The 25,866-nt window shown below is 34.4% G+C and carries 27 protein-coding genes and 1 other annotated feature; of the genes, 7 read left to right on the forward strand and 20 right to left on the reverse strand.

Annotation, left to right across the window (positions count from 1 at the left end; translation table 11 throughout):
* Positions 1–89: 89 nt before the first annotated feature.
* The 4 genes from JFT95_RS13930 to JFT95_RS13945 form a co-directional block, all read right to left on the reverse strand.
* A complete protein-coding gene (locus JFT95_RS13930; RefSeq protein ID WP_201052569.1) occupies positions 90–848 on the reverse strand; it encodes an SDR family oxidoreductase in 759 nt (252 codons plus the stop codon).
* A gap of 56 nt (positions 849–904) precedes the next feature.
* The gene (locus JFT95_RS13935; RefSeq protein ID WP_061674351.1) at positions 905–2,569 is read right to left on the reverse strand and encodes a putative ABC transporter permease subunit; all 1,665 of its coding nucleotides are present in this window, start codon (positions 2,567–2,569) and stop codon (positions 905–907) included.
* Positions 2,562–3,287, reverse strand: coding sequence for an ABC transporter ATP-binding protein (locus tag JFT95_RS13940; protein ID WP_002033261.1), 726 nt, complete (start codon positions 3,285–3,287; stop codon positions 2,562–2,564). Before JFT95_RS13940 ends, JFT95_RS13935 begins: the two co-directional genes overlap by 8 nt.
* Positions 3,288–3,375: 88 nt before the next feature.
* Positions 3,376–3,570 carry a hypothetical protein gene (locus JFT95_RS13945; RefSeq protein ID WP_002142517.1) on the reverse strand — a complete coding sequence of 65 codons (195 nt, stop codon included), beginning with the start codon at positions 3,568–3,570 and terminating at the stop codon, positions 3,376–3,378.
* A gap of 332 nt (positions 3,571–3,902) precedes the next feature.
* Between JFT95_RS13945 and JFT95_RS13950 the strand changes: the two genes are divergently transcribed.
* From JFT95_RS13950 to JFT95_RS13960, 3 genes are all read left to right on the forward strand, one after another.
* Positions 3,903–4,262 carry a DUF3796 domain-containing protein gene (locus JFT95_RS13950; RefSeq protein WP_201052571.1) on the forward strand — a complete coding sequence of 120 codons (360 nt, stop codon included), beginning with the start codon at positions 3,903–3,905 and terminating at the stop codon, positions 4,260–4,262.
* On the forward strand, positions 4,250–4,450 hold the full coding sequence (locus tag JFT95_RS13955) for a helix-turn-helix transcriptional regulator (protein ID WP_002084410.1): 201 nt from the start codon (positions 4,250–4,252) through the stop codon (positions 4,448–4,450). The genes JFT95_RS13950 and JFT95_RS13955 overlap by 13 nt, the downstream gene beginning before the upstream one ends.
* Before the next feature lie 207 nt (positions 4,451–4,657).
* Positions 4,658–6,012, forward strand: a protein-coding gene (locus tag JFT95_RS13960) for an IS3 family transposase (RefSeq protein ID WP_157404958.1) whose coding sequence is annotated in 2 segments (ribosomal slippage) — positions 4,658–5,111 and positions 5,111–6,012 — 1,356 coding nt in all. Because the reading frame shifts where the segments join, the coding sequence is not laid out codon by codon here.
* Between the two features lie 62 nt (positions 6,013–6,074).
* Here JFT95_RS13960 and JFT95_RS13965 read toward each other — a convergent pair.
* The 4 genes from JFT95_RS13965 to JFT95_RS13980 all read right to left on the reverse strand — a co-directional run bounded on the left by JFT95_RS13965 (position 6,075) and on the right by JFT95_RS13980 (position 9,100).
* Entirely contained in the window at positions 6,075–6,329 is a 255-nt protein-coding gene (locus tag JFT95_RS13965; protein ID WP_201052573.1) for a hypothetical protein, read from the reverse strand.
* 37 nt (positions 6,330–6,366) lie between these two features.
* Positions 6,367–7,389: an anti-sigma factor gene (locus tag JFT95_RS13970; protein ID WP_201052575.1), complete on the reverse strand. Its 1,023-nt coding sequence runs from the start codon at positions 7,387–7,389 to the stop codon at positions 6,367–6,369.
* The gene (locus JFT95_RS13975) at positions 7,379–7,879 is read right to left on the reverse strand and encodes a sigma-70 family RNA polymerase sigma factor (protein WP_002013989.1); all 501 of its coding nucleotides are present in this window, start codon (positions 7,877–7,879) and stop codon (positions 7,379–7,381) included. Before JFT95_RS13975 ends, JFT95_RS13970 begins: the two co-directional genes overlap by 11 nt.
* A 258-nt stretch (positions 7,880–8,137) precedes the next feature.
* Entirely contained in the window at positions 8,138–9,100 is a 963-nt protein-coding gene (locus tag JFT95_RS13980) for a tubby C-terminal domain-like protein (RefSeq protein ID WP_201052577.1), read from the reverse strand.
* Between the two features lie 536 nt (positions 9,101–9,636).
* On the opposite strand from JFT95_RS13980, the gene JFT95_RS13985 reads away from it, so the two are divergent.
* Positions 9,637–10,134, forward strand: a complete 498-nt coding sequence (locus JFT95_RS13985) for a DinB family protein (RefSeq protein WP_002128293.1) — start codon at positions 9,637–9,639, stop codon at positions 10,132–10,134.
* Between the two features lie 426 nt (positions 10,135–10,560).
* Here the strand turns inward: JFT95_RS13985 and JFT95_RS13990 are convergent, their stop codons facing one another.
* From JFT95_RS13990 to JFT95_RS14000, 3 genes are all read right to left on the reverse strand, one after another.
* The gene (locus JFT95_RS13990) at positions 10,561–11,271 is read right to left on the reverse strand and encodes a YjjG family noncanonical pyrimidine nucleotidase (RefSeq protein WP_201052578.1); all 711 of its coding nucleotides are present in this window, start codon (positions 11,269–11,271) and stop codon (positions 10,561–10,563) included.
* 158 nt (positions 11,272–11,429) lie between these two features.
* Positions 11,430–12,458 (reverse strand): tyrosine-protein phosphatase, encoded by a 1,029-nt coding sequence (locus JFT95_RS13995; RefSeq protein WP_201052579.1) that lies wholly within the window; start codon positions 12,456–12,458, stop codon positions 11,430–11,432.
* 179 nt (positions 12,459–12,637) lie between these two features.
* Positions 12,638–13,360 (reverse strand): GNAT family N-acetyltransferase, encoded by a 723-nt coding sequence (locus JFT95_RS14000; RefSeq protein ID WP_002033371.1) that lies wholly within the window; start codon positions 13,358–13,360, stop codon positions 12,638–12,640.
* Between the two features lie 123 nt (positions 13,361–13,483).
* On the opposite strand from JFT95_RS14000, the gene JFT95_RS14005 reads away from it, so the two are divergent.
* Both JFT95_RS14005 and JFT95_RS14010 read left to right on the forward strand, forming a co-directional pair.
* Entirely contained in the window at positions 13,484–14,323 is an 840-nt protein-coding gene (locus JFT95_RS14005; RefSeq protein WP_002013997.1) for a DUF2785 domain-containing protein, read from the forward strand.
* Positions 14,324–14,338: 15 nt separating this feature from the next.
* The gene (locus tag JFT95_RS14010) at positions 14,339–14,770 is read left to right on the forward strand and encodes an NUDIX hydrolase (RefSeq protein WP_201052580.1); all 432 of its coding nucleotides are present in this window, start codon (positions 14,339–14,341) and stop codon (positions 14,768–14,770) included.
* Between the two features lie 96 nt (positions 14,771–14,866).
* Here JFT95_RS14010 and JFT95_RS14015 read toward each other — a convergent pair whose 3' ends face one another.
* The 8 genes from JFT95_RS14015 to JFT95_RS14050 all read right to left on the reverse strand — a co-directional run bounded on the left by JFT95_RS14015 (position 14,867) and on the right by JFT95_RS14050 (position 23,161).
* Positions 14,867–15,247: a VOC family protein gene (locus tag JFT95_RS14015; protein ID WP_078185434.1), complete on the reverse strand. Its 381-nt coding sequence runs from the start codon at positions 15,245–15,247 to the stop codon at positions 14,867–14,869.
* Between the two features lie 61 nt (positions 15,248–15,308).
* Positions 15,309–16,349 carry an ROK family transcriptional regulator gene (locus JFT95_RS14020; protein WP_201052581.1) on the reverse strand — a complete coding sequence of 347 codons (1,041 nt, stop codon included), beginning with the start codon at positions 16,347–16,349 and terminating at the stop codon, positions 15,309–15,311.
* Between the two features lie 122 nt (positions 16,350–16,471).
* Positions 16,472–17,665 carry an MFS transporter gene (locus tag JFT95_RS14025; protein ID WP_201053658.1) on the reverse strand — a complete coding sequence of 398 codons (1,194 nt, stop codon included), beginning with the start codon at positions 17,663–17,665 and terminating at the stop codon, positions 16,472–16,474.
* Between the two features lie 56 nt (positions 17,666–17,721).
* The gene (locus JFT95_RS14030; RefSeq protein WP_201052582.1) at positions 17,722–18,285 is read right to left on the reverse strand and encodes a maltose acetyltransferase domain-containing protein; all 564 of its coding nucleotides are present in this window, start codon (positions 18,283–18,285) and stop codon (positions 17,722–17,724) included.
* A 374-nt stretch (positions 18,286–18,659) separates the two neighbouring features.
* Positions 18,660–21,149, reverse strand: coding sequence for an FtsX-like permease family protein (locus JFT95_RS14035; protein ID WP_201052583.1), 2,490 nt, complete (start codon positions 21,147–21,149; stop codon positions 18,660–18,662).
* On the reverse strand, positions 21,146–21,904 hold the full coding sequence (locus tag JFT95_RS14040; RefSeq protein WP_201052584.1) for an ABC transporter ATP-binding protein: 759 nt from the start codon (positions 21,902–21,904) through the stop codon (positions 21,146–21,148). The genes JFT95_RS14035 and JFT95_RS14040 overlap by 4 nt, the downstream gene beginning before the upstream one ends.
* A complete protein-coding gene (locus JFT95_RS14045) occupies positions 21,897–22,046 on the reverse strand; it encodes a hypothetical protein (protein WP_000256359.1) in 150 nt (49 codons plus the stop codon). Before JFT95_RS14045 ends, JFT95_RS14040 begins: the two co-directional genes overlap by 8 nt.
* A gap of 77 nt (positions 22,047–22,123) precedes the next feature.
* Entirely contained in the window at positions 22,124–23,161 is a 1,038-nt protein-coding gene (locus JFT95_RS14050; protein WP_201052586.1) for a tryptophan--tRNA ligase, read from the reverse strand.
* Positions 23,162–23,166: 5 nt separating this feature from the next.
* Positions 23,167–23,373, reverse strand: a binding site (T-box leader).
* A 138-nt stretch (positions 23,374–23,511) separates the two neighbouring features.
* Here JFT95_RS14050 and JFT95_RS14055 point away from each other — a divergent pair.
* On the forward strand, positions 23,512–24,669 hold the full coding sequence (locus JFT95_RS14055) for a 1-deoxy-D-xylulose-5-phosphate reductoisomerase (protein WP_201052588.1): 1,158 nt from the start codon (positions 23,512–23,514) through the stop codon (positions 24,667–24,669).
* Positions 24,670–24,697: 28 nt separating this feature from the next.
* On the opposite strand, the gene JFT95_RS14060 is transcribed toward JFT95_RS14055, so the two are convergent.
* Positions 24,698–25,819 carry an AI-2E family transporter gene (locus JFT95_RS14060; protein WP_002033358.1) on the reverse strand — a complete coding sequence of 374 codons (1,122 nt, stop codon included), beginning with the start codon at positions 25,817–25,819 and terminating at the stop codon, positions 24,698–24,700.
* Positions 25,820–25,866 lie beyond the last annotated feature (47 nt).

The following is a 25,866-nucleotide window of genomic DNA, read 5'->3' on the forward strand; positions in this document are numbered from 1 at the left end:
ATTTTTTATCTTTCTTGACATTTTATTTATACAAAAAACAAAATAATTACTAATTTTTTTATTTCTCAACAATTGTTAACATAATATTTTTATGAATAACCACCGTTCGAATGAATGACTTGCCCAGTAACCCACTTCGCTTCTTCACTTACTAAAAAAGCAATTAAGCGTGCCGCATCCACCGGTTCTCCGACTCTTCCTTGCGGGAATTTCCATACTAAATGATTCTGTAATTCCTCTGTAATCCATCCTGTATTCGTTGGTCCTGGATCAACAGCATTGACTGTAATCCCCTTCTCCATAGCAATTGGTGCAACTGACTTTGTAAATGCTTCTATTGCTCCTTTCGTTGCTACGTATGCTAGTTCATCTGGCATCGGGCCTAATGACTGCCCAGAAGTAAGATTTATAATACTTCCACTCGTTTTAAGTGAAAAATGTTTAATAAATAATGAACTTAATAGCATAGGAGCACGAACATTAACCGTATAATGTTTATCTAGCTGTTCTACATCTAACTCTTCAATTTTCGTAGGAGTAGAATACGCCGCATTATTAATAAGAATAGATGGATCCCCTAAACGTTCTGATACCATATACAATACACGATTAGGCGAATAAGACTGCGATAAGTTGATTTCTGCCATTTCACATCGAACGCCGTAACTTTCAATTTCCTTTTTCAACAAAAAGGGCTCTTGATCATTCATTCCCCATGGCATCGCTTTATCATACCGAGGCCAGTACGTGAAAAAAATGTCTATCCCATTTTGAGCAAGCACCTTGCATACAGCTGCACCAATTCCATTCAGACGAGTTGCCCCTGTTACAATTGCTATTTTCTTCACCTTTTCTCCTCCATCTATGGATAAATCCCCTGCACGAATACAGAGGATCTACCTTTTTAATTAATATTTGACAATATACGCTCAGCGCCTAATTTTAAAATTTTAATAAAGATATAATTTACAATCGTAAACATTACAAATAAAACGATAAACATAATCCAAAGTCCTACTTGAAGGAAGAAGTATAATACACTTACACCCGCTACAATAACTAAAGCTATTAAAATATTAGCTAAAAAATTCCACAAAGTTGTATATCGACTTTTAAATAATTTCTGTTCTGTATCCCAATGAATATCTGCAGTTTGTGCATCCCAGCGTGTACCGATTAAATTAATTAACAATAAACCGTTCGCACTTAGTAAGAACCAAAGTATCATGAAGACTGGCGAAATACCTGCTACAACTCCCATTGTAATACCGAATACTCCTAAAATGACTACATTAATTAACCAGGCCGTTATCGCTTTCGCAAAAAAGATATCCGAAGCCTTTACTGGTAAGTAGCGATTAACAAACCAAGAGCTTCCATCTCGTGAGAATGACGTTGTTGCAATAACATTACTCCCCATTAAAAATAAGGATGCACAAAGGCCAACACCAATTGCGAAACCTGCTGATTCTGGATTATCAATATATTCCGTAATCCATTTTAAATTTCCATCTTGGACAAACAAAACAAAGAACAGCATAATTGGCATAACGAAAGTTTGCACAATACAGTTTAAGAAAAATTGTGGTGTACGGAATAACGTTTTAAATTCTTTTTTCACATATGCTTTTAAATGAGAACTTTGTACTGTTGATTTCTGTAAACCTTCTGCTGAAATTACCTCTTTCTTTGCTGTACTCGTTGAAAGTCCAATAACCCCTTTTAAATATGTACGCTCTGCAATGTAATAAAACAAACCGAAAAATGCGATAGAAATAAGAATGTATATTAGTACGTATAATATTCCCTTCCACGATGCATTTTCTACTAATCCCATTGCACCAAAATATGTAGTTGGAAAATAATTTGTCATTTGTATGAAAAGAGAGGATTGATTATTTGTAAGATAATTCGCAACTGAATCTCCAGCTCCAGATACTGCACTTTTATTTCTCCATTGCATAAATACATTGATTCCGACGATAAATAGTATACTTACGATTCCAATAAATATACTTCCTCGATCTTTATTTTTCGCTATATTCGTATACCTCATAATAATTGTCATAATTAACGAAGCTAAAACTAGCGGAATGATCGGGAAGAATAAGTAAATGACAATCATATAAATGTAATATGTAATGAAAGCACCACTCTTTAAACCGTAAGTAATAAAGATAGGCAATAAAATAAACGAGCTCATTACGTATTGTGTAATTAACACTGTAAAGAACTTTGCCGAAATAATTTGCGCTGGTTTTAACGGTAACGGTAGCAACATTTCAACATCATTACTATAGTAAAACACTGTTAAAATGTTCATAATACTCATCAAAAATACCCATATACTAGCAACTGCTAATCCCATCGCAATAACAATCCCTGGATCCTGTCCGAGGTGTATCATTCCTTCATATATTCCATGGGTCATCGAACCGAATATTAAAAAACCTACAAATAAAATGGCTGCAAATGAAAATAAATACGCCCATCTTTTCTTTTTATCTGTTATGAAATCTGCATAATTTAATTTCAATAATACTTTCGTTAACGTCCAAATTTTACTCATTGCCCGTCATCTCCAAGAACATTTTTTCAAGTGATTCATTGGATTCAAAATGATCTCTCATTTCATTTAAATTCCCTTTAAACTGAAGATTTCCCTTATTAATAATCGCGACGCGGTCACATATTTTTTCAGCTACTTCTAATACGTGTGTCGAGAAAAATACAATCTTCCCTTTATCTGCATGTTCTCTCATCATTTCTTTTAAAATATAGGCAGATTTCGGATCAAGACCTGTTAACGGTTCATCTAAAATCCACACATCTGGTTCATGTACGAGCACACCGATAATAACAATCTTTTGTCTCATACCGTGTGAATAACTTTGAATTTGATCAGATAAAGCATTGTACAGATCAAACTTCTTCGCTAATGACTCTATTCGTTCTTGTCTTACTTCCTTCGGTACTTCATACATATCAGCCATAAAGTTTAAATATTCAATCCCTTTTAATCGTAAAAACATATCCGGGCTATCTGGAACATATCCAAATGTTTTCTTCGCTTCCATCGGATTTTTCATAATATCTTTACCGTTGATTGTAATGGTTCCTTTGTCCACCCCATGAATACCAGTAATCATCTTAATTGTCGTTGATTTACCCGCACCATTCGGTCCTAAAAACCCAAATATTTCTCCGCTCGGTACAGATAAACTTAAATCTTTTACTGCATAGGTAGATCCATTATAACTTTTTGACACATTCAAAATTTCGATCATTACATCCAATCCTTTCCTTAATTACCAATTAACTATATTAATATTATAGCATACTTATATTTATAGATTTTTACATTTTTCAGTTTTTTTAACCTTTAAAATAAATATAAACTCCTAATCCAACAATTAAAACAACAGCTAGTATTATATAAATCATCGTAAGTCGTTTAATATTTCCTTTTGTCGCTTTACTATAATTCGCATCACCATTTCGCCCAATTAACACCGTTCCAATTACAGTAATAACTACAAGTAATATAACGATCATTATCCCAGTTAACATTTCGTCCTCCCCCTCCTTACATCCATTTTACGATATTTCCCTTTTTATTTTACAGAATATTTAACCTTTTTTACTATTATTATGAAATAAATCGCAAAACTATTATTACTATGAATTTCCATATGTGATATATTTATAACATATAGTGATTTATCCCGCATTAACTGGCAGTAAGTCTCCCACCTCAAATTTCGGCTGGAGCAAAGAAGTTAGGTGGGAGCCCTGCTGCCCGTAAACGTCCGATTGGTGAAGGCTAATAATCAGTGGGGGATGAACACCCCCACTGATTATTAGCCTTCACTTTATTTCTAACATCGAAAGGAGAATCTATCATGAAAACGACTTGGATAAAATATTTAGGATTTCTCGGTTTCTTTGGGTTTCTCGGATTTTTTTATGAAAAAGGATTGTTTACTATGTTTTGTTTTTTCTCCTTTTTCACGACGTATAGAAAAGTTCATCACGATGAGCTTTTTGAACGAATCGTCAATAAATCTTGCCGCAACGCCTTTATCGTTACGTTATTAACTACCGCTATCATTATCTTTATTGAAATGTTATTTCCGAATCCTACACTACAAGAGATTGATATTGCTCTTATTTTCAGCACACTCATTCTTACATTCGGATTCTCTACCTTCTTTTACGATAAACCAGTTGATGAAATGGAAGATGCACCATGGCGTTCGTAACGAAGATAAAAGAATACCGTGCCAAAGTACATATGACGCAGGAAGATTTAGCGAAAAAGGTTGGTGTACGTCGTGAAACGATTAGCCATCTTGAAAAAGGAAAGTATAACCCTTCCTTACAGCTTGCTCACGATATAGCAAGGGCACTACATAGTACGATTGATGAGGTTTTTATTTTTGAGGATTAATAAAGAGCACCAAGTTTAATATATAATACTGAATCGTGAGCGGAAAACATATCAACAAAACCACAGCCTAGATGCATAGTGCTCTCCTTTCAAATTTGATAGGTTCTTCTCTTATCTAGTTTACTTTTTACACATTAAAAAAGAGCGAATCTTGAACTGCACCCCAATTGTTAGACACAGTCTAACAATTGGAGGTGCAGTTTTTCTATGGCTAAATTTACAGCTGATGAAAAAATACAAATCGTTCTACGTTATTTGAACGGAAATGAAAGTTATCGAGAAATGGGTAGAGCGATCGGTATAAGTGGCACAATCATTTTGAATTGGGTAAACCAATATAAGCAGAATGGTGTGGAAGCTTTTCTAAAACGATGTACAAATTACACACAACAATTTAAACTAGACGTACTAAACTTTATGATTGAAAACGGTATGTCCTTATTTGAGACGGCAGCTATCTTTAACATTCCTGCCCCTTCAACGATTTCTGTTTGGAAAAAACAACTCGAAACACAAGGAATTGATGCCCTTCAATCTAAAAAAAAGGGGCGTCCATCCATGAAAAAAGAGTCAAATAAACAAGTAAAACAAGCTTTAGCTGAAGGGTCAGTCGAAGCACTTGAAGCACGTATTAAACAGCTTGAAATGGAAAATGAGTACTTAAAAAAGTTGAATGCCTTAGTTCAAAACAAGGAAAAGTCACTAAACAAGACAAAGCGCAAGTAGTCTATGAATTAAGGCATAAATATTCGGTGAAGGCACTCGTCGAGTTAGCTACTATTCCACGAAGCACGTATTATGATTTAGTAAAGAAAATGAATCGCCCAGATGTAGATGCCGATTTGAAAGCTGAGATTAAAGTGATTTATGAGGAGAATGAAGGTCGTTATGGCTACCGTCGCATTCGTGATGAGTTAGCGAATCGTGGTCAGAAAGTGAATCATAAAAAGGTGCAACGTATTATGAAAGAGCTTGGATTAAAGTGTGTTGTGCGTATGAAGAAATATAAATCCTACAAAGGGAAAGTCGGTAAAATTGCACCCAATATTTTAGAGCGTAATTTTTATGCAGATGCACCGAATCAAAAATGGGTAACAGACATCACAGAGTTTAAATTATTTGGAGAAAAACTGTATGTATCACCTGTATTAGACTTGTATAATGGTGAGATTATTACCTATACAATTGGTTCTAGACCGGCGTATTCACTTGTTTCAGAGATGTTAGAGAAAGCATTAGAACGTTTACCTGAAAACCACCAGCTACTGATGCATTCGGATCAAGGATGGCATTATCAAATGAGACAGTACGTCCGTACACTTGAATCAAGAGCTATCGTACAGAGTATGTCTCGAAAAGGAAACTGTTACGACAACGCAGTAATAGAGAATTTCTTTGGGATTATGAAGTCGGAGTTCCTCTATATAAAAGAATTTGAATGCATAGAGCATTTTAAAATAGAATTAGAAAAATATATAGATTATTATAATAAGAAACGGATTAAGGCAAAATTAAAAATGAGCCCGGTACAATACCGGACTCATTTGGATCAAGTAGCCTAATGAAATAACCGTGTCTAACTTTTAGGGGTCACTTCAATCTACATTCGCTCTTTTCCACATATTTATGGCGTAAAGCTTATCATCCAACCTAGTATAAATCCAAATACAGCAAACAGTAACATAAAAACAAATAAACTACATGCCCACAATGCATATTTTCGACTTTTGCTTTTTGTGAGCATGCCTACGACTGAACACATCAATCCAGCTCCAACTATTTCTCGAAAACCTTCGCCTATAAATATTTCTTGAATAAGCAATGTAATGTTCAAATACAATAACGCTAGAAAGGCAATAATTAATGAAATAATACCCATCCACGTTTCCTGTTTATAAATATGACTCTTTCTTTTTTTAAGAATGCCAATTCCATAATCTCGCTTCACCTACTTTCAAGTTTCTAACTTTTTCATGGCTCATCAATTTTTCAACTTCTCCTTTAGGTCCAGTTACAACTGCCCCGTATGTTTTTATCCCATTTTTTTCAAGGAAAGAAATACGCTGTGACAACTCTAATACTTTCGCTCTAGATAGCTTCACTGCTAAATTTTCATGCTTCTGTAATGACTTTAAAACATCAATAAATTGTTCCTCATGAGGTGAGTCACTTAAAAAAGCACCACTTGGACTTGAAATCATATCTGCTGGAAAGCCAATCGGGGCAACATACATACCCTCATCATTCTTTTGCTTCTCCTCTAATCCTGTATTAACGGCATACCAAACGATATCAATAGTAGGAAACGTATCCGTTACCTCTTGTACACTTAATAATTCTCTAAAAGATACAAATGCTTCTACAACAGATTCTTGTGGAAGACCTTTTAATACCTGAGCTTCCTCGCTACTATTATAAGACACATTATAATTATTAGGATGAGATAATACCTCGTTATCTATATATGGGACTTCCGGAATTTTTTCATCTGTTGTATATTCACGGCTTACTTTCGTTGCTCTACTTAATAAATAATCTGTTTTCTCTTCTCCTATTCGAATATCTTTCTTTCCTACCCTTTTATACAAATCAAAATGCAATTGTAAACTAAGCGGTAACAATGTTTGCTCCATGTCCCTTTCTTTCATAAATACATTAGGTTCTGTTACACTTAATGTTTGATTTACTACATTCCGTATCTCCATCGCGTTTGTAGGTGCCAATGTATAATATAAAAGTGTAGATATATATAAAATAGGTTGAATAAGTAATAAAAAAGTAAATACAATCAACACATTCGTAATTCGAGCTCTTTTTTTACCTATTTTCAACACTTGCTGCTGTTTTCCATCAGGAAGTGAATCTGGTCTTTGATGAAGAGCTTCTTGTAACAATTCTTTATAATCATCTTGTTCAGAATGAGGTTTATCATTTGTCATTTTGACTCTTTTCCTCCTTTAACAATTCTTTTAATCTCTTTCTCCCACGAAATATGTGACTTTTATAAGTATTTACCTTTAAATCTAATACAGTAGCACCCTCTTCGTACGTTAATTGATGTACGTCACATAATAAAATAGCTTGTGCCTCTACCACTGGTAAAGTATGAATAATCTGAATTAATTTTTCATAACTATTTTTTGCGACTACATACTCTTCTGTAGATTCCCCTGCTTGTATTGTCTCTAATTCCTCCGTTCCTACAAAAGATACTTTTTTCTCTTTCCTTACAAAATCAATAAACGTATGATATGCCACTTTAAAAAGCCATGATTTTACCTTTTGGTTTTCATAGTCTTCTAGGTAAAGATACGCCCGATAAAAAGTCTCCTGCATCAAGTCCTCCGCTACGTGATGGCTACGAGAAAGGGAAAATAAATACCGGTACACATCGTTTATATAAACCTTATATATTTCTTCAATTTCCATCCCCCTCCTCCTTTCATATATAACACGAATAAGCGTGTTATAAAGTTGCATTATTTTTTCCTTTTTATATTTTTTATTTATTAAAAAAGAAATAACATTTATACATTTTAATAACTATTTACAATTATAAACAAAATATGAGATGTTATAACTGTAAATTCCTAAAAAAAGAAAAGCGACAAAATGCAATCTTCACACCAGAACCACATAAAAAATACCGGTATCCTTCCCATGAAGAATACCAGTACTTTTCATTTATCACCCATACAAAACCGCATGAAATACACCTAACAGTAAGTATTGATCCTCTATATAATCCTCATTATATACATCCATCTCGATATAATACATATCTTCCTCAAGACGAATATTCCAATCTGCGATTACATAGCCGTTTCGTAATAATTTTCCAAGCCCAATTGAAGTTTTGTGAACAACATATTCTTCTGTCTTATATGTAAAAGTAAATAAGAAATTTGCATCTAATAACTTTCCGTCACATACAAGTATTTCATGCTCTGCATCATTATTATCGATGTACGTTACTAAAATCCTTCTTTGACGCTGCCTACTTACATCCTTTGCAATGACGCGAATATTGTTCTTACTATCCTTTATTTCATAAATGATATTACTACCGACTTTCGGAATGAAGTCTAGCACTTTCATCAACGTATTTTTATAATAGCCCCGTACTGCGCCTACTCCTTCGCTTCCATTGTAAACCTCTATCGAAGTCGTATCCGCTGTACTATCACACAGTCGTTTATAAGAAAGCTGCATCATTCGCTCTCCTCTTAAGTACTGATCAAACGTCACAGGATATCCTATCGCGCGCAGTTCCTTATTTAGCTCATATAAATAGCGTTGAACGCTCTCTACTAATGTTGTAGTTGATATACGCTCTTGAAGTTCAAATTGCTGCCAACTGGAAAAAACTCTCCACTGATCTTCCTCTTCATATACGAATCCGAGAATTACTTCCTCACGGTCACTCGTTTCATAATTCAATTGTTCTTTCTGTCCATGTTGCACTTGTTCCATCCACTGTCCTAAATAAATGCCAAGCTCTGCAACCTTCATGCATGACTTCTGAAAAAATACGCTGTCACTCACGCGAATTGTTAAATCCCCTTCAATAAAGCCATTTGCATAAGCGGCATACCGTGGCTCATCCTTCTGCGGGATAGCCTTGTCTAACTCAAATAAAAACGTTAACATCCTTCACTCACCTCTAGTTGTTACACAGCTCATACATGACATCGCATCACTCTGAGAAACTATGTATATATGAATATTTAATTATCGCATTATAACACGTGAATGACCTTAGTATAGTAGTGCTATTTTTGCTTCGCGAACTCCCTCATAATAGAATAACTATCCTTTTATTATTTTTTTCTTGACTTAGAGTTCACTCTAATTATTATAATCAACTCATAGTTCATTCACAATAAAATCAATTGGATAAAATTCAGGAGGGATCGGAAAAGCTAAAATCAAAAGTGGCTGACATTAACGCAGACCTGAATGTTGTCATTCGAACCTTTGATTTATCTGTTAATACAATTGTACATTAAGGTACTAATTAAATAAAAACCTAAGATTTCCTGTACGTTAAGAAGTCAGTGATTCTTGCCTTATTTTACTTTCTCTTAATAGTCGTAAAGCTTCTATAATTTATTTAGTACATATAAAAAAGACGGAATCATAAAATCAGCAAATTAGAAAATAAAACAGGATGGGAGTCAGTTATTATGGAGCAATCAAATAAAGCGTTTAGCCAGGCATTAGTAAAATCGTTAAGAGGAGAACGAGGACATCTTCCCATCAAGAATGCTTTGTCGGATATAGACGTGGCGCTTGCGGGAAAACGCAGAGAGGAACTGCCTTATTCTATTTATCAATTAGTAAAACACATGACCTATTGGCAAGATTTTCTCTTATTATCCGCTCAGGGGAAGAAGCCTACATTGCCTGCCCATGTAAAAGAGAGCTGGCCTGAAGAAGAATGCCCTGGCAGTGAGGAAGAGTGGCAACAGATTATTCAGTATTTTCTTCAAGGGATTGAACAGGCATGCACGATCGCCCAAACTGTTCAATTGGACAAAACATTGGAGGAATGGCCTGGTGAAACCCCTGGCGGTGTTCTACGGAATATTGCATCTCATAACTCCTACCATTTAGGAGAAATTGTGCTGATTCGCAGATTATTTAGTGCTTGGCCACCGCCAACAGGCGGATATCCGGTCTAAACAAGGAAAGGGTTCCACTCCATGCCCATTAACTTAAGATTTTGAATTACACCCAAAACGAAATTTTTACCACTTTACAGTTATTTATGAGAATTAAATTCATTTTTTTCATTACTGGGGAACAAACATTTTTTAAACTTGATGGAGATAGGGTATAAAAATACAAATTTCATCTCCGAAAAAAATAAAAAAACGATTGCTTGGATCCTAAGAGGCAATCGTTTTTTTTAGCTGTTTGTAATGACCAATTACAAACAGCTAAATATATTATTTAGTGTTATTTCTGTTTTCTTTCAGTAAAATTTTTTTGACTTGGTACCATCTTTTTTTGTTCCATACCTTAGTATATGAAATTATATGAACGATTTTTCAAATATATCTACCGTAACTTAATATATATCAATTAATCGAAAAATCTTAACTCTATTAAAATGAAGCTACCTTTTCTTCCGCCACTTCCACAATTTCTAAAATTTGTAGCAGGCTCTCCACTTCATAGGTCGGCTTAACGCCTGCCGTATTTTCTTTCAGACTCGGATTATACCAACACGTATCAATACCGTAATCTTCTCCGCCTTTCATATCAGAAGTTAGCGAATCTCCAACCATTAGTACACTTGATTTATCCGTAATCCCAAACTTCTCAAAAGCATAATCAAAAATCTCACGCGCTGGTTTTTGATGGCCGACTTCTTCAGAAATAATAATATGATCAAAGAAGTTACATAAAGGGGAATTTCCAATTCTAGATTGTTGCACTTTTGTATATCCATTCGTAATGATACCCAACTTGCAATCTTGAAGGTTCTCACATAATTGCACTGCACCATCTATAATATGTACTTCTTTTCCTAAGTTTTCAAGGTATACGTCACTAAAATGCTGCGCGTCTACTTCTAGAGTATGAAGAGCAAATAATTGTTTAAATCGATTTACCGCTAATTCACTTAGCGTAATCATTTTATTCTCTAAATCTCTCCATAATCCATTACTAATCTCTTTATAACTTGCAAGATAATCATTATACCCTGTAGGCATGCCAAACTGTACAAACGCGTTATGTAATGCGTTTCTTTCTGTTTCAGGGAAATCTAATAATGTATCGTCTACGTCGAATAGTATTACTTTGTATTTCATGATGTTCGCCTCAATTCCTATATTCTCATAGATTAATTATAGCAACAATAATAAAAGGAGGCTAATCTAATCAGCCTCCCTCCTCATTATTTATCCCGCATTAACGGGCAGTCCGATTGGTGAAGGCTAATAATCAGTGGGGATGCCCCCCCCACTGATTAAAGTTTCACTTTATCTTCTAGCAATAACACTTTCATTTCCTCTAACGATTCTTTCGTAAAGCCAAGAGCTTTTTCAGCGTATACTTCAACTGATCCATATTGCTTTTTAACTTCATCAATCGCAGCTTGTAAATACTCAGCACGTGCTTCAAACATTGCACCTAATATTGCTCTACTTTCGTCGTTCTGTAATTTCGCACCTAAAAAGGCCATCATTTTTTCATTTAACTTTTCACGGAAACCGTTACTTAGTAAGTAGTCTTCCATTACTGTTTTTTCCGGTACACCTAGTAAAAGTAATAATAATGCAGAACCAAATCCTGTACGGTCTTTTCCAGCTGTACAGTGGTTTACTAACGGTAAGTTTTCCGGGTTTTGCGCCAGTTTTAAGAAGCTCACGAATGCTTCATTACCACTTACGAAATCTTGATTCATTTTCACAAGATACTCGCCTGGTTTCCCTAACATAGAAAGGTCACCAACTTGGAAAAATTCATTTATATTCAAGTCTTTCGCCAAGTCTTGCATAACTGGTAAGCACACTTGACGAGCACCTGTAACACTTGGGTTCGGCTTATGCTTCACTTCAAAATCTGTACGGTAATCACAAATCAACTTTAAACCTGACTTCTGTAAATACTCGATATCCCATTCTGTTAATCCTGCTAATTCTTCAGAACGATACAATTTACCCCATTTTACTTTACGGCCTTCAGTCGTTTCATATCCTCCCATATCACGGAAGTTAAACGCACCTTGTAATGGTAATCTACGCTCAGCTACTGTGACTGCTTGTCCATTACTTCCTACTAACCTAAAATATGGACGCTCATTTTCACTCGGGTTTTCAATTGTACATGCATCCCCACTTACTGTTACAAGTAATTCTCCATTTTCTTCAATATGCTCTGGTGAAGTACTCCAGTAAATGCGAACTTCTTCTATATTATTTTCCCACTTTATATATAACGTATTGTCTTCATTTCTTTCTACAGTTGCTTGTAACCAATTTCTTTGCTGCTCCATTCTTTCACCAACGCTTTCTTCGTATAGTCTAATCCTTCTCTATTGTATTATAGGAAAGCTTACTTTGTCGTTCGATTTTTCTTTTTATCTTACAAACATGCAAAAAGTTCTTTTACTTGTTCATAAGTTGTACATGGATTCCCCCTAAATGAGTTCGAGAGAGTAAACCATCCATCCTTCTAAAACCTTCTCACATATCGCTCAGTAGAGCTCAGCTGCTGACATCCGTTCTTTTCAAAGACATCCTTCATCCACTCGTTTTGTACATTTGTCTCGCCAATATAATAAGATGCGCCTATTTCTTTTAAGACAAACATTGCCCCTGTAAAGAATGCTGCTTCATACCCTTTATTTCGCATATTTGGAGCGACTGCGAAATACATAAGTTTTCCTTCTTCTAACGTACCTCTTTCAATATGCGGGATTACAATTCCTATTGGCTCTTCATCGATACTTGCTGTTAAACAATGTTCTTTCCATTGCCCACCTATTTCTTGTAGCATCGTATTTACAAATTGATCATAATCGATTTGTTCTCCCGTCACTTCATTCCACAGTGAATAAAAAGCGGCTTCGCCTATCTCTTCAATAAGCTTAAAATCAATTTCACTTTCTATATCTTCTACTTCATATATATCCTTAAATACAATCATGTTTTCAGTAATATATTCAAATGAATACGTTTCGAAACATTTCTTATACACATCATAATTTGGGCTTTTTGAAGAAATCTCAAATTGCAATTCTTCTATTCCATCTTTTTCAGCTTCAGCAACGCAATATTGCATTATCTCTTCTAATTGCTCTTCTGTAAAAACCTCTGCATCATTTTCTTTTATCATTATAGAAGAAGCATTTTTTCTTATTTTAAAATGTTTTTCTAACTGTTCTATAGTCATCATATACTTCCCTCATCTATGTCATACTCGAATTTCTACTTGTTCTCCTTGCATGAGCAGGATTGTCCTTGAATATATAGAATACTAGAAAACATTGCATCTTTAAAGTGCGGAGGAGGTTCTCCATTGGATATTACAGCATTGCAACAACAGTTAGAGCTTATACAACAAAATGACTATACGCAACTGCAACATATAGATATTAATGAGTTAACGCTCAATATGCTTCAGTATATCGGAACAACTGATAGTTACGTTCGTTACCAACTTATATATAAATGTTTTGCACATTTCATTCATCATGAATTCCTTATGGATGATCAGTTGAAATTACTTCTACAAACTTGTTTAAGTGATGAGTATTTATATTGTGACATTCACTCCCCACTTACAGATGGGGTTTTCACACGTTCTTATACTGTTTCATTACTTGCATTAATACTCCAATTTGCTAACTCGCACTACTTTTTTACAGAGGAGGATATCGAAGAAATAAAAAACAAACTCATTACATACACAAACTTAGAAATGGATTTTCGAGGCTATATTGAAAATAAAGGATGGGCTCATTGTCTTGCCCACGTATCTGATGCCTTTTCTGAAATTGTTCACAATTCCTATACGACCTTTGAATGGTACGAGGAATTAATTCATTGTTTATTAAATAAAATTTTCATCCCATCGGATCTTTTTCATAATAATGAAGATGAACGAATTGTTACACCGTTACTATCTATGCTATATCATGACTTTCCGCAAGATGAGTTAATTTCAATTATTTATAAAAAAATAAAAAGGCTTCCTCAAATTAGAAAACGCCTTTCCCTTAATGAGTATTGTATTTTATGCGCAAACATTAAAATCTTTTTACGCACATTATTTTTTAGAACAAAAGATGATCATAACTTAGCATTTACAGCACGTAAAACAGAAAAAATGTTAAAAGAACTGCCTAATTATTATTAAATATAAGGAGAAGACATGAGAAATCTAGTAGGAAATCATCCACTCATTTTAATCGGATCACACGCCATTATATTAAATGAGAAAAATGAAATATTACTGCAGCTCCGTACAGATTTTAATCGCTGGGGCATTATTGGTGGCGCCTTAGAATATAACGAAACGTTAGAAGACGCTTTACAACGAGAAGTATATGAAGAAACTGGACTTATCATTAAAAATCCAGAACTATTCCGTACATACTCAGGACCTGATTTCTTTCAAATCTATCCAAACGGTGATCAAGTACATGGTGTACTCGTTGTTTATATTTGCCGCGAATTCAATGGTGAACTTGTATGCGACCAAACGGAATCGAAAGAACTACGCTTCTTTCCGCTAGATGAGTTACCTAGTAATCTTCCTCCTGTTATTGAGAGAATTATTAAGGGGTTTCAGCACTCCAATTAAAAAACATTACATATTAAAACAACCTCATTTCCCGTTATTATAACGAGAAATGAGGTTGTTTTATTTCACTGTAAATCCTAATTATCCCCTTAATAGTTAGATTGTTATCTCAATCTGGTTTCCTTCAGGATCACTTACTACACTTTCATAGTAACCATCCCCTGTAGTACGTGGGCCGTTTAACACAGGGGATCCTGCTTCTCTTAATGTATTAGTTAATTCATTCACTTTTTCTTTACTACCTACAGAAAAAGCAATATGCGCATATCCTATTGTTTGTGTTTGTGTATTATCGTCTATCCCTACTTGCCTCATAAGTTCTAAACGTGCTCCACCTTCAAAAGTTATAAAATAAGATTCAAACTGCTTTTTCGGATTGTGATATAAGCTATTTTCTTCACCACCGAAGTACTGTTTATAGAAATCACGCATTCCTTCTAAATCATTCACCCAAATTGCTACATGTTCAATTTTCATAATCGACACCTTTTCTTTTATGTTATTCAACCGACAATTGGATGCTTCATTGCCAGCACATTTAATTTTCTTTATTTGTTCTAGTAATCATAAGATCAAGCCCAAGGCTTTTTAACCCAAATAAATAATCTTCTTTCCAATTACTCACTGTTATTTTCGGAATATGTTCTTCTGGAATGTACTGCGGACAACTTTTTACAATTTGCTCTATTACGAATTGATTCACTTCATCATCACAGAAGATAAACGCATGCGGGTTAATAATAGCTACACATGTAGCTATTAAACGAGTAATAGCATCTATATTATATTTTTCTGGATTATTTGCATCGTTAACTTCGTCTTCACTTCTTAAAGCTTGTAAGAAATTTTTATTATCGTACTGCGGAACGAAAGATATCTCTCCTGAGAAAAAGGTGCTTCCTCGCACTACATCTCCATTTATCATAATCCCTGCCCCTGGGCCATTTTGACCTGAATACAAATACACAAGAGATGAATTGTCGTTATTTCCAGTGCCTTTATAATAACCAAGCACTGCGGCATTCATATCATTTTCTATTACTACAGGTATTGAAAACAGATCCTCCAAGTGACTTTTTAAATTAAAGTTTTGGAACTTTTCATAACCAGGAATATAGAAAATACGACCATTATCAACCGAACCAGGCACACCAATTGATATAGAGCTGATTTTCGGAAATGTAGCTATAAGACTTTCTATATGTTCTGTTAATAAATGTACGCCCGTATCCATCAATACACTTGAAGTACTTCCTTGTTCTTTTACTTCCCCTAAACAGTTGAAAATTGTATAGTTTGTCTCATTTTTTTCTAAAAATATCGCTAAACCTAACATATATTCCGGATTATACGCATATCGTTTCGCTCTTCTTCCGCCACTTGAATCATCTAAACCGACTAAAGTGACTTCACCGTCTTGTTTCATATTTTCTATAAATTTACTTATCGTTGGAAAACTAATTTCTAATGTATTACTAAGTTCAACTTTCGTTGCACTTCCTTGCTCTAGAAGAGCTGTACGAATGCCGCGAAGGATCGTCTCTTTAATCGATTTTTGAGTAACAAATTGTTCACTCAAATCGCTCACCACCTTAATCAACATACTTATTAAAGCCTTTTAATAAGTTGCGTTGACAATATATCATACATCATTTTCTAAAGCAATAAAGATGATATATTTAGGATGCATGCAATTGTTATTTAGCTCGCTGTATTCTCTCTCGTAACAGATGATACAATTCCAGACAAAAGAACAAATAATAAAACAGCTAGCAAGGCATTACGTATTCCAAATGCTTCTCCAAGTATCCCTAAAAATGGTGGTCCGACTAAAAAGGCTGTATAACCAATGATAGAAACTGCAGCAACATTAGAAGTCGCATTTTCACGGTCATCCCCAGCAGCTGACAGACCAATTGGGAAACCTAGCGCTGCACCAATCCCCCACAGTACTACACCAAATGCTAGAAAATACGAATTACTCCCAAATATTACGATTGAAATTCCTAGAATCGCCATCATAATAGTGGCACGTACGACAGCGACACGACCGAATCGATCAAGGAAATAGCTGCTACACATACGAGTTAACGTCATTGCTAATACAAAAATTGTGTACATAATAGAACCTGCCACTATACTTTGCTCATGTCCATCTACCATCACGATAGGTAGCCAATCATTTGCACTACCTTCTGCAAATGCCATTCCAAGTACAAAAAGACCAATTAAAAACACCTTTTTTTCCATACGTAAGGTCGTATGCTTCTCTCTCCTTTTGTTCCGCGATTTCTCCTTCTTTCCTGTTCCATGCGGAAGAAAACGATACACCATACATACAAGTAATACAAACACGACCGAAATCGCAAGAAACTGATACTGAATCGGGATGTGAAGCGACGCTGCGACAGAACCACTGAGCGCGCCTACTAAAGTTCCTACACTAAAAAAGCCATGGAATTTCGGAAGAAGAGTTGTTCCTAATTTCTGCTCAATGGAAGAACCTTCTACATTTAATGCGACTTCCGCCAATCCGTATCCTACTCCAAATACTAGTAAGCTACTAAAAGCACCAATGCTAGAAACAAAATAAATATTTAAACCTAAACAAATCAATCCAACAATCATAAAAAACATACTGCCTATAATAACGTCTCTAGCTCCCTTACAGTCAATAAAGCGGCTTGCACTCAGTAAACCAATTATTGAACCGACAGATAGTCCGAACAAAATCCAGCCCATTTCTGCATTTGACACTGCTAAAATATCTCGAGTAGCTGCTGTTCTTGAAATCCATGTAGCAAACGCGACACCTGGCAAAGCAAATAAGAGAAAAAGAGCATTTCGAGAAGCAAGTAATGTCTTTGTATAATTGTCCGCACTATATTTCTCAATATGAAACACCTTTCACATTGTCTATACGATAATTTACGAACTGTTGAAAACGCCCTTTATTCTTCTATCGTTTTAATAACTTTAGCTGGATTACCACCAACTACTACATTATTAGGTACATCTTTTGTCACAACTGCCCCTGAAGCAATTACAGCGTTGTCTCCAATTGAAATACCAGGGTTAATAATAGCTCCCCCGCCAACCCAAACATTGTTACCTACCTTTACTGGCTTTCCATATTCTTTGCCAGAGTTCCGCTCTACCGGATGCAACGGATGCGTAGCAGTATAAATGTGAACACCTGGTGCAAACATACAATTATCACCGATTCGCACTTCACAAACGTCCAAAATCACACAATTAAAATTTGCGAAAAAGCTCTTTCCAACATGGATATTGTAGCCGTAATCACAACGAAAATCAGGATTAATTTGGGCTTTCCCATCAGCTGAAGAACCTAAAAGCTGATTTAATATCGTAAAACGTTGTTCATCTCCTGTCTCCATCGCCTCGTTATAAAGGCGTGTTAAACATTTTGCCTTCACCCTATCAGCCACTAATTCTTCGTCATCCGCAATATACATTTCTCCCGCTAACATCTTTTCTTTCTCTGTTCTCATACAATCATCTCCTTTGTTATAGAATGAATTACACTTATTAAACAACTTTAATAAGTGACTTTAATTATACTTATTAAACCAGTTTAATAAGTATCCCTATATTAGCATATTTTTTAATATGTGCAACTAATAAGTTTTGAAAGGAAATGTGAACTCCTTACTTCACCTAATGATATTACTTGGTGGCATTTAACTAATATAATGATTGATCCATTGTTTTTCATTAAAACCATTGAGACTCATCATCATATGAAACCCTCTCCTTTAGGGGCTATACTATACATTTATTAATGAGCACACCAATATTCAAATCAATTGTTAATAAAAAGAGATTGACCCAAAAGTAGCTGAATAGCAACTTGGGTTAACCTCTTTTATTTATTATCCTTATTTAACTCTTCTACAATGTCCCTTTTCCCTATTCTATTAGCAAAAGGTATAAAAATAATAAGGACTATTCCGAACATCCCCGCTATTACCGTTACGATAAGTTTGAAATCAAAAAATAAAGGTGTACGATCTATTATACTTACCATATAGGTTAATAATGCTCCTATAACAGCACCTAGTACGATTCCAATAAGTACATATAAATTAACTTGCGTCAAAATAATTTGTACAATCCCTTTTTTCTTAACTGTTATTGCTCGTAAAATAGCATACTCTTTTCTTTTAGATTGAATATTATTTATAAGTGTATTACATACCCCTAATGTTACACTAAACAAAATTACTACAATAACAACGATGAAAATGGACCACCTTTGCTGAAACATTAAATTAGATTGTTTTAACGATTGAGTATAACTACTTATTTTTAATTGTGGATATTGACCTTTCACTTTCTTTAATTGCTCCAACGTCTCTCTCTCGTTATTTGAACTAATAAATGCCCGCTCAAAAACTGTATAATCTTGTTTATATGTTACATTACTCCAATCCATAAGTACTGAAGGAGAATTCGGTAGCTCGTTAACAATTAATCCGATTTCTACCTTACTAGTCGGTCTAACTTTTTGTTCCTGTTCTGAAAATAGACCCAATTGAACGATATCACCTACATGAAGTTTATACCGCTCCGCTAACTCTTTTGTAACAATTATACTATTCTCCAAATTTGCAGGTACTTCTGACAGTAATCCTTGCTTTTCCATTTCCTTTAAATCACCTAAATTATAGTCAAAAGTAATATAATTTTCACCTTGTTTTAATTCTGCCAGTGAGTTCGTACTAATTGTACTAGCTCCTTTTACACTACTTATTTCTTTAAATATGTTTTGTATATGAGGTAAGGTAATGGTTGAATCATTAGTCAAACGATTTTCCACAACAATATGTGTTGGAAATTCTCGTTTTAAATATCTTTCATTATTTTTTTGCATCGTTTTAAATATAGTGGAGCCGAAGACAACTATCACCATCATTGTACTTATCATTAAGATAACAAATGTATTTTTTCTCACTTGTGGAATTACATTTTTAATAGCAACAAATGTATTCCTTCCAAATATTTTTTTCATCATAGTTAGACATAATTTTAATATCCAAGAAAGATAAATAGGAAATAAAACATACACTCCTAAAACAAGAAATATAGATCCTATTAATATCACTATCGCCTGCGTATCTCCAGTATTTGCTACAAATCCACCTAAAGCAGTTAAAACTATGCTACTAATTAAAAGGAATTTCCCCATAATACTGCGTGTTTTATTATTAGAAAAATCGGATTCTTCATTTTCGCGCATAAGCTTTACTGGCAATATTTTCGAACTTCTATATGACGGATATAACATAAACAGTTCAATAAAAAAGATACTACAAATCACAGTTACAATTGCTAGTTTATAGTCGAAACTCATCGAATTAATTTGAAAAGCAAATAAATGCTCTAGCCAACTTTGTAAAAAACGGTTACTTATTACAGCTAGTAACAAACCAAATATTCCACCAAAGAAATTAATTACACTACATTGAATGAATATAACTGTAAACATTTGTTTCGTTGTTGCTCCCATTGATCGCATAATCGCAAATTGACTTTTATATTTATATAAAAACACTTCAAAATTAGACATTAATAATAATGAAGTAATAATAAGTATTAATACAGATAAAATAACTATAAAAATATGTAATGACGCTAAGTTACTTTTTAAAAACTCGTCTTCCTCCGCAATATCGATTCTTAATTCTTTGTCTATTTTATGAATTTGATTAGACAAAGCTAGTACATCCGCATTCGCTTTTGCTTTTATCAACACATAAGTAGCTTCATTGTGTTTACCCGTTTTTTCATATACGTGCTGTTTCACCGTACCTTTCGATAAAACGAGTATATCTGGAGCTGAACCTCCAGCTTCTATATCAGATAACACTTCTTTTACTACATAGGATTTATTTTCTATTTCAATCTTTTCCCCAACGTTTACTTGTAGAGTTTCTGCTAATCCATGATTTAATGTTACTTCTTCATTTGATAGATTTTTAGAGAAGTGATATCGACTTTTCGATAACGAATCATTTTGAACACCTACTGTATAAATAGCGGTATTCAATTTATTCACTTGCAAATGATTTACTAATACTTTTGATATGTATTCAATATTTTTTTGTTCTTTAATATTTTGTAGTAAAGATTTATCCATCAACTTATTTTGATCAGGGTTATATCCAACTGATAAATCCATATCTCCATATACATTTTTCACTTCATTTATAACAGACTGTTTCGCATGACTCGAAAATACAACCATCGTAATAATTAGAGAAACAGCCAACATAACGCTAACTATAGAGGAAATAGCAGTGAATTTATTCGTCTTAAAAAAGCGTAAACTTAATCCTCGTACTGATTTTATCATTTTGATTTCTCCAGTAATTTTTTAAATTTATCTAAAATGATATTCATATCATTTACTCCATGAGTACACGTATAATCATCAACATTTTCTCCATCATGAAAGAAGAGAACCCGATCTGCATACGTAGCAATGTGAGGATCATGAGTAACAAGAATCATACTTTGATTGAATCTTTGTTTCATATCGACTAGTACTCGTAAAATATCATTAGACGTATTGAAATCTAAATTTCCAGTAGGTTCATCTGCAAGAACAATTGGAGGAGATGTTATTAACGCCCTACCAATTGCAACACGTTGTTGTTGTCCCCCAGAAAGCTGAACTGGTCGATGATTTCTCCAATTTACTAAACCAAGAACATCTAATATTTTATTTGCTTTTTCTCGTATCTCCTCTTCTGAATCAGCTGATAATATGAGGGGTAATGCAATATTTTCTTCTACAGATAAATCCTTTAATAAATGGAATGACTGAAAAATAAATCCTATGTTATCCCGCCTGTATTCCGTCGCATATGGTTCAACAAACATATTGTTAGGCACTTCACCATTTACATATACAACTCCCTCATCAGGCTTGTCTAAAGCACCAAGTATGTTAAGTAATGTACTCTTCCCAGATCCACTCGTCCCCATTATGGCAAGGAGTTCTCCTTTATTTAACTCCAAAGATACATTTTGTAACGCCCTAACATTTGTATCTACACTCTCATATGTTTTACTTAAATCTTGAACTGCTAACACAACTTCACTCATCATTATTCACCTCAACATTATTAAGTTTTATTCCCTCCACCAAATTAACCTGAATTAAAATTTTTTCTTTCAAATTACTAGGTGGTACAATTTCTGTTCCTATTTGAACTAGCAACATTTTTAATTCGAGAATTGTAACCATTTCTATCCCTCCCTCACTCTATATTGGTAACAAATTTAAATTTCGTTCGATTTTTTTATAAAAAAACAAGGGAACGCTCAGCGTTCCCTCTCAAATCCAATCCGTTTTTTAATTTCCGCTAAATTTACCTTCGCAATTCCTCTTGCCCGCTCGGCCCCTTTTTCTAACGCTTCGTATAATAAATTTGGCTCATTCATATACATACCGTATTTCTCACGAGGTCCGGTTAATTCGCGGTCTACAACGCGAAACAACTCTTTTTTCACATCGCCCCATCCAATGCCAGTTTCATACTTTTCACGCATTGAATGCATTTCATCTTCTGCCGCAAACTCTTTATAAATCATAAATAACGTTTCCAATTCTTTCGGTTCATTTGGAAGTGAAGAATCGGTTTTGATTTTAAATATTAACTTTCGTAGCTTTTCTTGCTCTGCAAATAACGGGATCACATTTCCGTAACTTTTACTCATTTTTCTTCCATCAAGACCAGGTAATATTGCACCTTCTTCTTGTATGACATACTCCGGAAGTGTAAATGTCGTGCCGAATGTATGATTAAAATACGTCGCAATATCACGCGCAATTTCAATATGCTGAATTTGGTCTTTTCCAACTGGTACATGAGTAGCTTGAAATAGTAATATGTCAGCTGCCATTAAAATCGGATACGTATATAATCCCATATTCACACCTGCATCAATTTCTAATCCCGCTTCTTTATTTTGCTCTACCTTCGCCTTATACGCATGGGCACGGTTCATAAGCCCTTTCGGAGTTAGACAAGCTAATATCCAAGCTAATTCTAGAATTTCCGGCACTTCCGTTTGTCGATAAAAAATAACATCTTCGCTAAGTCCAAGTGATAACCAAGTAGCAGCTACCTCTTTCGTATAACTACTGAACTTCTCTGGATCATGCACTGCATTTAACGCATGATAATCAGCTATAAAGTACAATGCTTTTCCTTCTTTGCTTTTTGACATTTGTAATGCAGGTTTAATCGCACCAATATAATTTCCTAAATGCGGATAACCTGTCGGCTTAATTCCTGTTAACATAATTTTCTCGCTCATCCTAACTCCTCCTTTCTCAAAATAAAAAGAGCCCCTCATCCTAAAAAAAGGACGAGAGACTCCCGCGGTACCACCTTAATTAGCTATATTATAGCTCACTTCAACTTCTTAACGTGAAGTAACCGTCTTCGCCTACTCATTTCAGCTAGAAGCTCCAGAGCCCATTCCATATTCATCACTTACTGATTCCCACCAAATATCAGCTCTCTGAAAAGTTTTGAATATGTACTCTTCTCTTTCATTGCTTTTAGGGTTTTTTTTACAGTTTATCACATTTAACTTTCAAATAAACCTAAATTTCCCGTTTTATATAGCAGGAATTTCCACCTTAATTGTCTAATAGTATATAGGTTTGCAGAAATACTCGAAACAACTTTGGAGGTTTTTTCATGGTAAAATATATATCCATTTTAGGTTCAACAGGATCCATTGGCACATCTGCATTAGATGTCGTTTCCGCTCATCCTGAACATTTTAAAATCGTCGGTTTAACCGCGAATTATAATATCGATCTTCTCGAAAAACAAATCGAATCGTTTCAGCCTCGTATTGTAAGCGTAGCGACAAAAGAATTAGCGGATACATTACGTTCTCGTATTTCAACAAATACAAAAATTACATATGGAACTGATGGTTTACTTGAAGTATCTACCCATCCTGATACAAATCTTGTATTAAGTTCAGTTGTCGGTGTTTCAGGTTTACTCCCAACAATTGAAGCATTAAAGGCGAAGAAAGATATCGCTATCGCTAACAAAGAAACTTTAGTTGCAGCTGGACATATCGTCACCGAACTAGCGAAACAAAACGGATGCCGCCTAATTCCAGTTGATAGTGAACATTCAGCCATTTTCCAATGTTTAAATGGGGAAAATAATAAGGAAATCGAAAAATTAATTGTTACAGCTTCTGGCGGCGCTTTTCGTGATAAAACACGTGAAGAAATGAAAATATTACAAGCGAAGGATGCTTTAAAACACCCAAACTGGTTAATGGGCGCAAAACTAACGATAGATTCTGCCACGTTAATGAATAAAGGGTTTGAAGTGATGGAAGCTAAGTGGCTATTCGATATTCCTTATGAAAAAATTGATGTTATGATTCATAAAGAAAGTATCATTCACTCTTTAGTGGAATTTATTGATGGATCAGTCATGGCACAGCTCGGTGCTCCTGATATGAGAATGCCGATTCAATATGCGTTTCACTACCCTACTCGACTACCTTCATCCTATGAAAAATTAAATTTATTAGAAATTGGTAGTTTGCATTTTGAAAAACCAAATTTAGAGAAGTTCCCCTGTCTACAATATGCATTTGAATGTGGAAAAATTGGCGGTACAACTCCGGCCGTATTAAATGCAGCGAACGAAATTGCAAATGCACTATTTCTTAAAAATGAAATTGCATTTTTCGATATCGAAAAAACAATTTACAATACAGTTGAAGCTCATCATAACGTAAAAGATCCTTCACTCGATGATATATTAGAAGCTGATCAATGGGCACGCCAATACGCAAATCAATTATTAATAAAAAAGAGCTAAAACAGATAAAACTGTTTTAGCTCTTTTTTCACGTATTCAACTTCACAAATCTATAACCGTGCGTAACTAAAACTTTTAATATCGCATACCCTGGAATTGCTAAAATAATCCCCATAATTCCAAATAAATTTCCCGCAGTTAAAATGATAAATATAATAGTAATAGGGTGAATATCTAACTTTTTCCCCATGACTTGCGGAGAAATAAATTTACCTTCTGCTAATTGTACAATCATCATAACGATAATTACTTTTAACACCATTGATGGCGAGTCAATAAATGCGATAATTAAAGCTGGTGTAATTGCAATGATTGGTCCTACGTACGGAACGATATTTACAATCATCGCTAAAATAGCAAGTAGTACCGCATATTTAATACCAATAATAAGATAACCGATTAATAGCATAATACCGATAAATAAACTAACAATAATTTGCCCTCTAATATACGAACTAATCGCATAATGCATATCATCTAGTATTCTCTTCGCAGCTGGTTGTCTTTGCTCAGATATAAACTTTAAAAAATGATTCGGTAATTGCTCACCATCTTTTAAAAGATAGAACAAAATAAATGGAACCATTACAAATGTTAAAACAACTTCAGTAATTGTACTTAAAAATCCAGTTACATTTCCTGTTACTGATGATAATGATTTTGTAAAGTTCATTGTAGAATCTTTTACGATATTAGCAAAATCAATATTTAAACTTTCCTGCATTCTACCAATTACATTACTTTCTCCAAATTTACGTGCTGCCCTTTCGATTTCATGCCCGAAATATGGCAAGTTATCTATTAAAGCATTTACTTGATCTTTAATAATTGGAATAACCGTGACCGCAAGAAAAACAAATAATCCAAGAACAATTATATATATCGAGGCAATTGACACAATTCTCGACACACCTTTTCTTTCTAAAAGAGAAACGAATGGATGCAATATATAAAATAGTACTCCCGCTAATAATACTGGGAAAAAGATTGTTTTTAAAAATACGACGAACGGTGTAAAGACGAATGATATTTTTGTAAGTAATAATATATTTACAAACAGCAACGCGAATCCAAGTAGTACAGCTAAATAATTTTGTTCTTTAAAAAACTTTTTCAACTTATCTCTTTTTCTTATATTTACTTTCTCCAAGTGTACCACCTCTCTAATTAGGAAAAGCCCTAAAAGGGCTTTATAAA

It is taken from the genome of Bacillus sp. TH17, from assembly GCF_016651125.1.
Classification (GTDB): domain Bacteria; phylum Bacillota; class Bacilli; order Bacillales; family Bacillaceae_G; genus Bacillus_A; species Bacillus_A mycoides.

Excerpts from the sequence above, each read along its gene's own strand:
- JFT95_RS13935 (WP_061674351.1), bottom strand. The coding sequence starts at position 2,569 with ATGAGTAAAATTTGGACGTTAACGAAAGTATTATTGAAATTAAATTAT.
- JFT95_RS13940 (WP_002033261.1), bottom strand. The coding sequence starts at position 3,287 with ATGATCGAAATTTTGAATGTGTCAAAAAGTTATAATGGATCTACCTAT.
- JFT95_RS13945 (WP_002142517.1), bottom strand. The coding sequence starts at position 3,570 with ATGTTAACTGGGATAATGATCGTTATATTACTTGTAGTTATTACTGTA.
- JFT95_RS13950 (WP_201052571.1), top strand. The coding sequence starts at position 3,903 with ATGAAAACGACTTGGATAAAATATTTAGGATTTCTCGGTTTCTTTGGG.
- JFT95_RS13955 (WP_002084410.1), top strand. The coding sequence starts at position 4,250 with ATGGCGTTCGTAACGAAGATAAAAGAATACCGTGCCAAAGTACATATG.
- JFT95_RS13965 (WP_201052573.1), bottom strand. The coding sequence starts at position 6,329 with ATGGGTATTATTTCATTAATTATTGCCTTTCTAGCGTTATTGTATTTG.
- JFT95_RS13970 (WP_201052575.1), bottom strand. The coding sequence starts at position 7,389 with ATGACAAATGATAAACCTCATTCTGAACAAGATGATTATAAAGAATTG.
- JFT95_RS13975 (WP_002013989.1), bottom strand. The coding sequence starts at position 7,879 with ATGGAAATTGAAGAAATATATAAGGTTTATATAAACGATGTGTACCGG.
- JFT95_RS13980 (WP_201052577.1), bottom strand. The coding sequence starts at position 9,100 with ATGTTAACGTTTTTATTTGAGTTAGACAAGGCTATCCCGCAGAAGGAT.
- JFT95_RS13985 (WP_002128293.1), top strand. The coding sequence starts at position 9,637 with ATGGAGCAATCAAATAAAGCGTTTAGCCAGGCATTAGTAAAATCGTTA.
- JFT95_RS13990 (WP_201052578.1), bottom strand. The coding sequence starts at position 11,271 with ATGAAATACAAAGTAATACTATTCGACGTAGACGATACATTATTAGAT.
- JFT95_RS13995 (WP_201052579.1), bottom strand. The coding sequence starts at position 12,458 with ATGGAGCAGCAAAGAAATTGGTTACAAGCAACTGTAGAAAGAAATGAA.
- JFT95_RS14000 (WP_002033371.1), bottom strand. The coding sequence starts at position 13,360 with ATGATGACTATAGAACAGTTAGAAAAACATTTTAAAATAAGAAAAAAT.
- JFT95_RS14010 (WP_201052580.1), top strand. The coding sequence starts at position 14,339 with ATGAGAAATCTAGTAGGAAATCATCCACTCATTTTAATCGGATCACAC.
- JFT95_RS14015 (WP_078185434.1), bottom strand. The coding sequence starts at position 15,247 with ATGAAAATTGAACATGTAGCAATTTGGGTGAATGATTTAGAAGGAATG.
- JFT95_RS14030 (WP_201052582.1), bottom strand. The coding sequence starts at position 18,285 with ATGAGAACAGAGAAAGAAAAGATGTTAGCGGGAGAAATGTATATTGCG.
- JFT95_RS14035 (WP_201052583.1), bottom strand. The coding sequence starts at position 21,149 with ATGATAAAATCAGTACGAGGATTAAGTTTACGCTTTTTTAAGACGAAT.
- JFT95_RS14040 (WP_201052584.1), bottom strand. The coding sequence starts at position 21,904 with ATGAGTGAAGTTGTGTTAGCAGTTCAAGATTTAAGTAAAACATATGAG.
- JFT95_RS14045 (WP_000256359.1), bottom strand. The coding sequence starts at position 22,046 with ATGGTTACAATTCTCGAATTAAAAATGTTGCTAGTTCAAATAGGAACA.
- JFT95_RS14050 (WP_201052586.1), bottom strand. The coding sequence starts at position 23,161 with ATGAGGGGCTCTTTTTATTTTGAGAAAGGAGGAGTTAGGATGAGCGAG.
- JFT95_RS14055 (WP_201052588.1), top strand. The coding sequence starts at position 23,512 with ATGGTAAAATATATATCCATTTTAGGTTCAACAGGATCCATTGGCACA.